At 60.0% G+C, this 10,817-nt stretch carries 11 protein-coding genes and 1 pseudogene; 7 read left to right on the top strand and 5 right to left on the bottom strand.

Translation table 11 applies throughout. From position 1 onward, the window contains the following. The first annotated feature begins 940 nt into the window (after window positions 1-940). From M5G26_RS11240 to M5G26_RS11225, 5 genes and pseudogenes are all read left to right on the top strand, one after another. Entirely contained in the window at window positions 941-1,303 is a 363-nt protein-coding gene (locus M5G26_RS11240; RefSeq protein ID WP_150750469.1) for a DUF6124 family protein, read from the top strand. A gap of 253 nt (window positions 1,304-1,556) precedes the next feature. Then, window positions 1,557-1,862 (top strand): type 1 fimbrial protein, encoded by a 306-nt coding sequence (locus tag M5G26_RS11235; protein WP_273915326.1) that lies wholly within the window; start codon window positions 1,557-1,559, stop codon window positions 1,860-1,862. A gap of 112 nt (window positions 1,863-1,974) precedes the next feature. After that, window positions 1,975-2,214: a hypothetical protein gene (locus M5G26_RS11230; protein WP_016985604.1), complete on the top strand. Its 240-nt coding sequence runs from the start codon at window positions 1,975-1,977 to the stop codon at window positions 2,212-2,214. 151 nt (window positions 2,215-2,365) lie between these two features. Then, a pseudogene (locus M5G26_RS29520) lies at window positions 2,366-2,647 on the top strand (PAS domain-containing protein); the annotation flags it as partial. Window positions 2,648-2,893: 246 nt separating this feature from the next. Further along, window positions 2,894-3,955: a methyl-accepting chemotaxis protein gene (locus M5G26_RS11225; RefSeq protein ID WP_443218382.1), complete on the top strand. Its 1,062-nt coding sequence runs from the start codon at window positions 2,894-2,896 to the stop codon at window positions 3,953-3,955. A gap of 139 nt (window positions 3,956-4,094) precedes the next feature. Here the strand turns inward: M5G26_RS11225 and M5G26_RS11220 are convergent, their stop codons facing one another. The 5 genes from M5G26_RS11220 to norR all read right to left on the bottom strand — a co-directional run bounded on the left by M5G26_RS11220 (window position 4,095) and on the right by norR (window position 8,685). Further along, window positions 4,095-4,844 carry a YkgJ family cysteine cluster protein gene (locus tag M5G26_RS11220; RefSeq protein WP_150693171.1) on the bottom strand — a complete coding sequence of 250 codons (750 nt, stop codon included), beginning with the start codon at window positions 4,842-4,844 and terminating at the stop codon, window positions 4,095-4,097. Window positions 4,845-4,927: 83 nt separating this feature from the next. Continuing rightward, complete coding sequence (locus M5G26_RS11215; protein WP_134178528.1) at window positions 4,928-5,254, bottom strand: hypothetical protein; 327 nt, start codon at window positions 5,252-5,254, stop codon at window positions 4,928-4,930. 156 nt (window positions 5,255-5,410) lie between these two features. Then, the gene (locus M5G26_RS11210; protein ID WP_273915324.1) at window positions 5,411-5,869 is read right to left on the bottom strand and encodes a GNAT family N-acetyltransferase; all 459 of its coding nucleotides are present in this window, start codon (window positions 5,867-5,869) and stop codon (window positions 5,411-5,413) included. 27 nt (window positions 5,870-5,896) lie between these two features. Continuing rightward, window positions 5,897-6,799: a chemotaxis protein CheV gene (locus M5G26_RS11205; RefSeq protein WP_007916955.1), complete on the bottom strand. Its 903-nt coding sequence runs from the start codon at window positions 6,797-6,799 to the stop codon at window positions 5,897-5,899. A 326-nt stretch (window positions 6,800-7,125) separates the two neighbouring features. Continuing rightward, a complete protein-coding gene (norR, locus tag M5G26_RS11200) occupies window positions 7,126-8,685 on the bottom strand; it encodes a nitric oxide reductase transcriptional regulator NorR (protein WP_150693173.1) in 1,560 nt (519 codons plus the stop codon). A gap of 163 nt (window positions 8,686-8,848) precedes the next feature. Here norR and hmpA point away from each other — a divergent pair, with 163 nt between their 5' ends. Then, window positions 8,849-10,030 (top strand): NO-inducible flavohemoprotein, encoded by a 1,182-nt coding sequence (gene hmpA, locus M5G26_RS11195; protein ID WP_273915323.1) that lies wholly within the window; start codon window positions 8,849-8,851, stop codon window positions 10,028-10,030. Window positions 10,031-10,250: 220 nt separating this feature from the next. Then, on the top strand, window positions 10,251-10,811 hold the full coding sequence (locus M5G26_RS11190; RefSeq protein WP_273915322.1) for an ester cyclase: 561 nt from the start codon (window positions 10,251-10,253) through the stop codon (window positions 10,809-10,811). Window positions 10,812-10,817: the final 6 nt, after the last annotated feature.

Here is a 10,817-nt window from a genome sequence, read left to right as displayed (position 1 = left end):
CCCGTGGATCAAGATCAAGATCAAGAGCAGGCGAGCTGACACTCGGCCTATTGAGTGGTGAAGAGCACGGCGCGCACGGCTTTGGTTTTTGTGGTGCTCTTGCCCTCATCGGAACGCCGCCCGCCCAGCCCTCTCCCGAGGGAGAGGGGGTCGATTTTTGTGCTTTTCAAAGCCTGAGTTCAACGCGGTATTGCACGTCGGCGTAGCCCTGCCAAACAACTCGATCAGTCCCCTCTCCCTCCGGGAGAGGGCTAGGGTGAGGGGCTTTTGATCTGCTTCAGAATTTGAGCCCAACACGGCAATCGCACGTCGGCGTACCTCTCCCAAACAACTCGATCAGTCCCCTCTCCCTCCGGGAGAGGGCTAGGGTGAGGGGCTTTTGATCTGTTTCAGAATCTGAGTTCAACACGGCAATCGCACGTCGGCGTAGCTCATCCAAACACCTCGATCAGTCCCCTCTCCCTCCGGGAGAGGGCTAGGGTGAGGGGGATTTTGATCTGTTTCAAAATCTGAGTTCGACTCGATATTGCACGTCGGCGTAGCTCACCCAAACACCTCGATCAGTCCCCTCTCCCTCCGGGAGAGGGCTAGGGTGAGGGTTGGCTTTTGGCTGTTTAAATTTGTGTCAAATAACCAGAACCTTCCCACAAGGTTTTCAGGTTGTCCGTCGGACGTGCGCTCTCTAGTCTTGGGTTGTCGCCGAAAACTCGGTGATCGGGTGTGAGAACCCGGGCTAAGTATTATTCCAATACCAGTACCGTCATAATCGGCGCCAGCTGATTGCTGCCTGCATTTTTATGGCGGCTATGTACGGGCGGACTTCGGTCCGGCCGGAGGTTGTACTGGTCCTTGCCCGGTTTCTCACCCCGTACGTAGCTGCCACCCAATTCGCCGCGTGAGAAACGGTAATTGTTGGCTCCAATCAGTGAGGACTGAGTAAATGACTAAGCCCGTACCCGATCCACCCATCGATCCCACCACCCCACTCGAAGACGCCATCCGCGCCGACGACCAGATCAAAACCCGCGAAGCCATCAAGCGCGCCCTCGATTTCTACCTCTGTCCCGAACCGGTCAAGCCGCGTCAGCCCAGTACGATGTTCCTCATCCACCCGAACATCGACACCGAAAGCCTGCTCGCCCACGCCTGCGAATCGCTGGCTTCAGCCAATGTCATGGCCGCTGATCTGGCTGATCAGCTCAGTCGCCCGCAGCGCAGTACGGCGCTGGCGATCCAGCAGATCGTCATGCTCGCCGAGCTGGCGGTAAACCGGGCGCTGGATCGGGTTGATCCACAAACGTAATCCGTCTGAGCACCGCGTCATCGTGCTTCGCGAGCAGGCTCGCTCCCACCGTTTGAAACGCAGTCCCCTGTGGGAGCGAGCCTGCTCGCGAAGACGTCTGATTGGGCACCCCATCTCTAACGGCCATTTTTTGTTGAGCAGTCCCAAAAAGGGACCTATTTGCCCACTACGCTTCTCAAGATCCGTCCCTGCACGCGGATAAACATTGTGTAGCCCGGGTTCTCTGGGCCGTCCACTTCGGGAGTGTCTTGAAATGAAGCTGAAAACCGTACTGCCCTGCGTGCTTCTGTTGCTTCCACTCACAGCCTTCGCCGCGCCTGCCAATCAATCCGGTGAGATCCGCTTTACCGGGCAAATCGTTGATTCGGGTTGTCAGGTCGGACCGGTTGGGGCGTTTGCTGCTCGTGAATCCCGCCAGATCGAAATCAAGCCCGGCGTGAAAGTCGATGTCGACACTGAGCGCAACGCTTGCAGTCATCAGGCGCTGCCGATTTCCATGCGCTACGAAGCGTTGAAGACCTCGACCGACAAAGGCATCGTCATCATCAGTTACCTGTAAACCGTTCGGCGTGCGCTGCAAAATCTTCAGGTGCCGAGTCAAGGCGCACAGGTATACTGCGCGCCTTCGCGGCTCACTGATCGGGCCCGACTTTTTGCTTTCCGGAGCTTTTATGACTTCCCCGACCCTGCCGCCGGTTGACGACGCCGTGAGCGATGTCCCGGCTGAACTGGCCGACACCAGCGAAACCAAAGCCGATATCCCGGCGTTCAAATTTCCGTTCAAGCCGGGCGAACTGGCTTCTGCCAAAGGCTCGAATCAGCCGTGGTACAAGAACGGCGCGAAGAACGGTCACACCAAGACCCCGGGCATGGCGCCGCCGGGTACCCGTCGTTCGATGGGCAAGCGCTGAGTTTTAATCCCGCCTGCGGCCATCGCTGTGATTTTTCATCACAGTGATGGCTAAGTGCTCAGTTCCTGAGCCAGATCAACGTTTAACCATTTGGTGCGCTTAGAGTCAGCAGCCCTGCCGACTCTTTCCAATAAAACGAGCGCGCTATCCCATGAAGATCAATCTCCCGGTGACCGGTCGCAACGTCGATGTGGCGCTGGACGCGAACATTCTCTCGACCACCGATCTGACCAGCGCGATCACCTACGCCAACGACGACTTCATCAAGATCAGCGGTTACAGCCGCGACGAATTGCTCGGGAACCCGCACCACCTGTTGCGTCATCCGGACATGCCGGCGCAGGCGTTTGCCCATATGTGGCAGACGCTCAAGCGCGGGCGGTCGTGGATGGGGCTGGTGAAGAATCGTTGCAAAAACGGTGATCATTACTGGGTCAGTGCCTATGTCACGCCGGTGACGCAGAACGGCGTGGCGGTGGAGTATCAGTCGGTGCGCACGCGGCCGGATGCGCGGTTGGTCGCGGCGGCGGAGCGGGCTTATGCACAGTTGCGTGGTGAGCGACGGGCGCGGTGGCCGGGGCCAAACATCAGTATACGAGCGAAGATCACGGCATTGGCCAGTGCGTTGCTGGGGATCGTATTGGGCGCCGAGGCCTGGGTGCGTCCGGAATCGGCTTGGCTGGACGGTGTGGCATTTGTCGTCGGCACTGGGTTCTGTGCATTGGGCGTGCGCTGGATCCTTCGACCGCTGGAACAACTGGCCGAGCGTGCTCGTCAGATCGCGGACAACCCTTTGAGCCAAGCCATCTACACCGGACGGCGCGACGAGTTCGGGCAGATCGAGTTTGCCTTGCAGATGCTTGAAGCGCAGGTCGGCGCGGTCGTCGGGCGCATCGGCGATGCCTCGCAACAATTGGCCGGGCATGCCGCGCAACTGGTCGATCATCTGCACAGCAGTCACACCAGTTCACTGGCGCAGCAGGCGGAAACCGATCAGGTCGCGGCGGCGATTCATCAGATGGCGGCCAGTGTTGCGCAGGTTGCCAGCCATGCCCAGCAGGCTTCGGTGGCGGCGGACATGGCCGGCACGGAAACCCGCGAAGGGCATTTGCTGGTCGGCGAAAGTCGCAGTGCGGTGTTGCGTCTGGCTGAGGAGTTGAGCCGGGCGACTGAGGTGATTCATCAGCTTGAGGGCCATAGCAGCGAGATTTCCGGTGTGCTCGAGGTGATCCGCAGCATCGCCGAGCAGACCAATCTGCTGGCGCTCAACGCGGCAATCGAGGCGGCCCGTGCCGGTGATGCCGGGCGTGGATTCGCCGTGGTCGCTGATGAAGTGCGCGGACTGGCGCAACGCACGCAGCAATCGACCAACGAGATTCAGCGGATGATCAGCACCCTGCAAAACGGTGCGCGCGATGCGGTATTGGTCATGCAGCAGAGCAGCGAGCATGTGGATAACAGTGTCGAGCAGGCGCAACGCGCGGCGCGGGCGCTGAGCGGGATCAGTGAGCGGGTCGAGCAGATCACCGAGATGAGCCTGCAGATTGCTGCAGCAGTGGAGCAGCAGAGTGCGGTGAGCGAGGACATCAATCGCAACATCGTCAGCATTCGCACAGCGTGCGAGGTGACGGTGGATGAAGGGCGGCAGAGTCAGCGCAACTCTGAGGACGTGGCGGGGCTGGCGGGGGATTTGCGCTTGTTGGCGCGGGAGTTCTGGGGGCGGCGGCAGGTTCGGGATTGAGGTTGCCTGGAAAGTCCTCATCGCTGGCAAGCCAGCTCCCACAGGTTTCTCGGTGTTCATATGATTTGTGGACGACACAAAACCCTGTGGGAGCTGGCTTGCCAGCGATGGGGCCAGATCGACCTCTGCAAAACCCCGATCACGCCGCCCGCAGCGAGATAAACGCATACGTCTGCGCCGGTTCAGTCACCACCTGCGCCCCGGCCGCCAACACTTGCCCGGCCACATCATCCCCGGACAAATGAAACACCCACTCACTCGGCGCAGTCGTCAGCGGTTGCGCGGTCACCTGATCAATCACCGAAGCAAACGCATCCATATTCGGCAGATACGCAGTAAACCCGTCACCCTTCAGTGCCGTGGTGCGAATCCCGAGCATCGCGCAAATCGCGTCCTTGATGCCGATGTCATCCCGATCGGCCTGGCGCGAGCGTTGTATCAACTCCACCAGTTCCCGATCCACCAACTCACCGCCGGCAATCAACACCGGCCCCTGCTCCCAGGACTCCGGCGGGCAATCCTTGGCGGCCGGGTTGAGCGGGATATGCGGATTGATTTCGGCCGGATAAATGCGACACACCAACGGCCGTCGCTCGTAGATCCGGCACAGTTTGTCTTCGTCAAGATTCCGACAGGGGCCGACGTTGTACGCGGCAAAGGTGATCGCCACATGGGCGTCGGTTGCACCACTGCGAACCACCGCTGAGCGACGTTCGGCATGCTCACGCTGCTGCGCCGGCAAACCCAGGCCATTACCGAGAAAAGCTTCTACCAGCACGATTACTTGACCGCCATCCGCCGCCCACATGCGGGCTTCGGCCAGGGTCAGAGGGACGTGGTGGTCGGTGCAGCATTTGCCGCAGCCTACGCAGGAAAACGTCGTGTTCATTGAGCGATCTGTCTTCAATCAGGGCGTGAAACGGTGGCGGAAAACCACCGCACAGGCGCGGATCGAAGCAAATTATGCGCCATTCACTGGGTTTTTCCGGTCGCGCGGATCGAGTCCCACTCGGTGACGAAGGCGGTTTTCGAGGTTTTGTTGTACAGGCACAGCTCGGTGCCTTGCTGGCCTTTCATGTGTTTTTGCGGGTATTGGCCTTGCAGCAGAACGGCGGTGTAGCCGACGCGGTCATCGAATTGCGCGGGCGTGCCGACGGGTTTGGTGTTTTTCAGGCCACTGGCCTTGCTGCAACTGGCGAGTACGGTTTTGTCGTAGGCGGCCCAGGCGTCGGGGCTGGAGGCGTGGGCCTGGGAGGCGAGGGCGGTGAGGCAGAGCAGGCTTAAGGTGATGGCTTTCATGGGGGGCATCCTTGGTCGTGGGTGGCCAAGGTTGGAGTCTGCCTAAAGAGTTTTGTTGCCTGGGACACCGCTAAAAGATCACAGCCTTCGGCAGCTCCTACATGGATATGCGGTTCCCTGTAGGAGCTGCCGAAGGCTGCGATCTTTTGACTTTAATCAGTCCGGCACCCGTTCCCGGCGGACCACATACATCCCGGCACTTTCATACAAGCGCTGCGCCCGCCGGTTGTCTTCCAGCACCTTCAGATCAACAAACCCTTCGCGCCGTTGCTGAAACACCTTGAATGCATTGAGCAACATCGCCCGGCCCAGTCCTCGGCCCTGCATGCGCGGATGCACCACCAGATTCTTGATATAGGCGCTGGTCCAGCATTGCGCCACGCCGACCACGCCTTCGGCATCACGCGCAACAAAGCACAGGGTCGGATCATATTCAGGATCGGTTTCGAACTGCTGCTGCCAGGCGTCCAGCGCCGGCACCCGGCCGCCACCTTCGCGGTAGCCCAGTTGCATCAAATGATGCACGTCCGGCGCCAGGTCGACGGAGTACGTGCACAGTTCAATGTCTTGTGGCCAAGGTGCATCCGGCGCGTCCTTAGCGAGGTCGCGCCGCATCAAAAAACAATATGTCTCGGCCAAGACTCAGTGCCCGTGTGCGGCGACGTGTTTGGCCGCTTCGATCAGGCAGTGGGTCAGTTCCGGCGAGGAGAACTTGGTCAACACGCCGTTCGCCCCGGCCAGGCGCGCTTTTTCGCTGTTCATCGCGCTGTCGAGCGAGGTGTGCAGTAACACGTAGAGGTGGGCGAAATCTGGCGTCTCGCGCAGGGTGCGGGTGAAGGCGTAACCGTCCATCTCGGACATTTCGATGTCGGAGACGATCAGGTTGATTTGCTGCGCCGTGCCTTGCAGGTCGAGCAGGCAGTCGATGGCTTCCTTGGCGCTGCGCGCGGTGTGGCATTGCAGGCCGAGGTTGCGCAGGGTGTGCACCGATTGTTGCAGTGCCACCTGACTGTCGTCGACCACCAGAATCCGCGCGTTGCCGAGCACATCAGCGTCTTCCATGCTCAGGTCGGTCGGGGCCATTTCGATCTGCGCCGGGGCGATACTGTGGATAACCTTTTCGATATCCAGCACCTGCACCAGTGTGCCGTCCACCGAGGTCACGCCGGTGATGTAGGCGCGCGAACCACCGGAGCCGAACGGCGGGGGTTTGATGTCGGTGGTCAGGCAATGGACGATTTTGCTGACTGCCTGCACGTGCAGGCCCTGCTTCGAGCGGCTGACGTCGGTGACGATCAGGCAGCCGCCGTTCGGGTCTTCCAGCGGACGTTCACCGATGGCGCGGCTGAGGTCGATGACCGACAGCGAGGCGCCGCGCAACGTGGCGATGCCTTTCACATGCGGGTGCGATTCCGGCAGCTTGGTCAGCGGCGGGCAGGGGATGATTTCACTGACTTTCAGCAGGTTGATCGCCATCAGCTTGCCGCTGCGCAAGGTAAACAGCAGAAGCGAAAGTGAGTCTGCGCGGGCTTTGGTGGAGGACATATGAACCTTCTGTGGAAAGGTGGTGGGCGAGGGTGGGAATCGCCAGAAACTATTGATGCCGGGTTATCGGCGTTAAAGGGGTGGGCTTTAGGTTAGTTGTCGGGTGGTCGGCTTGAGTTTATCGCTGTTCTCTCGAACACGGCCCCTCACCCCAGCCCTCTCCCAGAGGTAGAGGGGGCCGACCGAGGTGTCTGGCGTTGTACATCGACCTGAATGACCGAGTCGATTATGGATTCGGTAAAGATCTTTCACGTCGGCGGAATTCTTGAATATCTCCCAATCAGTCCCCTCTCCCTCCGGGAGAGGGCTAGGGTGAGGGTGTGCTTTTAGCTCTTCATGCCCAACCGCTTGGCCATCCGCCCAAGATTCGCCCGATCCAGCCCCAACTCCCGCGCCGCACTCGCCCAGTTATCCTGATTGCGTTCCAGCGCCGCACTGATCAAGCGCCGCTGATACTGCTCCGTCGCACTGCGCAAATCCCCACTGATCAACGGCATCTCGGTCACCGCACCAACAACAGCCTCAACCGAGTTATCCACAACCTCGCGCGGCAAATCCAGATCCGCCGCGCTCAAACTGAGGATCTTCGGCCGCACCTTGCAGTTGCCCAGCGCCTTCAACGCACTGCGCCCGATCAAGTGCTCAAGCTCGCGCACATTGCCCGGCCAAGTGTAGGCGAGCAGTGCTTCCTGGGCGTCGCTGTTCAGGCGCAGGCTGTTGAGGCCCATGCGCGAGCGATTCTGTTCGAGGAAAAAACCGCTGAGCAACAACACATCGCGACCACGATCACGCAGCGCCGGCACGCGCAGCGGGTACACACTGAGGCGATGGTAGAAGTCGGCGCGATAGCGACCGCTGCGCACTTCTTCGGCCAGGTCGCGGTTGGTCGCGGCAATCAGGCGCACATCGACCTGATGTTCCTTGTCCGACCCCAAACGCTGCAATTGACCACTCTGCAACACGCGCAACAACTTGGCCTGCACGGTCAGCGACAACTCGCCGACTTCATCGAGAAACAGCGTGCCGCCATTGGCCAGTTCGAATTTGCCGCGACGGTCGCTGGTGGCGCCGGTGAAGGCGCCGCGCACGTGGCCGAACAGTTCGCTTTCCACAAGAGTGTCGGGCAGGGCGGCGCAGTTGAGGCTGATGATCGGTTTGTCGGCGCGCGGTGAGGCGGCGTGGATCGCCTGGGCGACCAGCTCTTTGCCAACGCCGGTTTCGCCGGTGATCAACACGGTCAGATCGCTGCTGCCGACCAGATGGATTTCCTCAACCAGTTTTTTCAGCGCCTTGCTCTGGCCGATCATCTCGCGATTCTGCTGGCCGCTGGCCTGGCGATAAACCTCGGCGCGCTGGTGCTCGTCTTCAGCGCGATTGGCCAAGCGTTGAATGCGTTCGGCAGCGTTGACCGTGGCTGAGGCGAGGCTGGCGAAGGCTTGCAGGGCGTCGAGCTCGATCGGTTCGAAACGCTCGGGGTCGAGGGCGTCGAGGGTGATCAGGCCCCAGAGTTTTTCATCGACGAATAAAGGACAGCCGAGGCAATCATGGACTTCGAGGTGTTCGTCGAGGCCATCGACCAAGCCGTCATAAGGATCGGGCAAATCGCTGTCGGCGGCGAACCGCGTGGGTCCGGCACCGCTCAGTAGAATTTCGAAACGCGGATGCTCGCTGACCTTGAAGCGTCTGCCGAGGGTGTCGGTGCTTAAACCGTCCACCGCCAGCGGCACCAGCGATTCGCCGTCGAGGCGCAACAACGCAGCGGCATCGCAGGGCAGTAGGGCGCGCATGGCTTCGAGCAAGCGTCGGTAACGCTCGCCCTCGGGCAGTTCGCGGGACAGGTCGGAGACGAGAGGCAGCAGGGCGGTGAGCAGTGATTTGGCGGTCATGGTCTTGTAGTCAAAGAGACAAGATGTAGTCGGGATGACTATAAGGTGCTCTGAGTCTTTATGACTACTTAAATCTCAAGCTATTGATTTATATAGATAAATAAGTTGGCACGAATACTGATAACTCTAAGGTAACTTTTCCAAGAAGCTCAGGAGTCACCTTATGCTTAGCGTCCAGGATCGTGCCATCGTCAAATCCACTGTGCCCCTGCTGGAAAGCGGCGGTGAAGCGCTGATCACGCACTTCTACCGCATGATGCTCTCTGAATACCCTGAAGTCCGCCCGCTGTTCAACCAGGCGCACCAGGCCAGCGGTGACCAGCCGCGCGCTTTGGCCAACGGTGTGTTGATGTATGCGCGGCACATCGATCAGCTCGACCAGTTGGGCGATCTGGTGGCGAAGATCATCAACAAGCACGTGGCCCTGCAGATCCTTCCGGAGCACTACCCGATTGTCGGTGCCTGCCTGCTGCGGGCGATTTCCGAAGTGCTCGGCGAAGAGATCGCCACACCGGAAGTGATGAGCGCCTGGGGTGCGGCGTACGGCCAGTTGGCTGACATCCTGATCGGCGCCGAAACCGCGATCTACGACCAGAAAGAACAAGCCGTCGGCGGCTGGCGCGGGGCGCGGGAGTTCATCGTCGCGGCCAAAGTCGAGGAGAGCGCAGAAATCATCTCCTTCTACTTCGAGCCTGCTGACAAAGGCCCGATTCTCGCGGCCGAACCGGGTCAGTACATCGGCATGAAGCTGATCCTCGACGGTGAAGAAATCCGCCGCAATTACTCGTTGTCGGCCCTGGCGAATAACGGTCAGTACCGCATCAGCGTCAAACGCGAACCGGGTGGCCGTGCCTCCAACCACTTGCACGATCAATTGCATGTCGGCGCCAGCATTCAGCTGTTCCCGCCATCGGGTGAGTTCACCTTGGCTGCGAGCGACAAACCGTTGGTGCTGATCAGCGGCGGCGTTGGCATCACGCCGACTCTGGCGATGCTCGAAGCCGCGCTGGAAACCGAGCGGCCGGTGCACTTTATCCACTGCGCGCGCAACGGCAGCGTGCATGCGTTCCGTGACTGGATTGATGAGCTGGCAGCGCGCCATCCGCAACTCAAGCGTTTTTACTGCTATGCCGAAGATGACGGTGTCAGCCCGGCGGCGGATAAGGTCGGGATGCTGGATCAGGCGCTGCTGGGCGAGTGGTTGCCGCAGGAGCGTGATGTCGACGCTTACTTCCTCGGGCCGAAGGGCTTCATGGGCGCGATCAAGCGGCATTTGAAAGCGCTGGGTGTGCCGGAGAAACAAAGCCGTTATGAGTTCTTTGGGCCGGCTGCTGCTTTGGAGTGATCTGAAACCGGGTTGCCTTCATTCGCGAGCAGGCTCGCTCCCACAGGGGATTTGTGTTTGACGCAGATCCAATGTGGGAGCGAGCCTGCTCGCGAAGGCCGTTACGCGGTGCTGATTCTTAAAAAGTGTTTAAAGGTTAATCATTTCTTAACCGGTTTATCGTTTATTCCCCGATGCTGATGATAGGCGCTCGTTCGTTTACATGATCAGGATCGCCCCCATGTCACACCTCACCTTCGCCCGTCGTTTCAGCCTCGCAGCCATCAGTCTTTCGGCCGCGTTGCTGGCCAGCCCGTTTGCTTCTGCCGAATCTGCCCTGATAAAGCCGCAGACCGTGATCGTCGATCAGAGCCTGCCCAAGGCGCAGGTCGAAGCTATGGCATTGGCTGCGCGACGTTACGGCAGTTTCTGGAATTCCGGTGAAGAGGCGTTGGCAATGGCGGCGTTGTCGCCGCAGTTTGTCGACCAGACGCCACCCGAAGGCCGGGTACAGGGGCCGACCGGGCCATTGCTGGCGTCGAAGTTCTTTCGCACGGCGGTGCCGGACTTGAGTTGCGATATCGAGCAAATGATCATCGCCGGTGATCGCGTGGTGGTGCATCTGCACTTTCGCGGGCACTTCAGCGGTACGTTCAAGGCTCTCAAAGGGCAGGGCCAGCGTGTAGACTTCCGGGCAACCGATATCTATCAGATTGATAACGGTCGCATCGCGGCCAATTGGCATATCGAAGACAACATCAGCTTGATGGCGCAACTGCACGCGCAGCCGCCGGCCAGCTGAACCATG

The organism is Pseudomonas sp. TNT2022 ID642 (genome assembly GCF_028656995.1).
Taxonomy (GTDB): Bacteria; Pseudomonadota; Gammaproteobacteria; order Pseudomonadales; family Pseudomonadaceae; genus Aquipseudomonas.
This window is presented reverse-complemented; position numbering and strand designations above follow the sequence as displayed.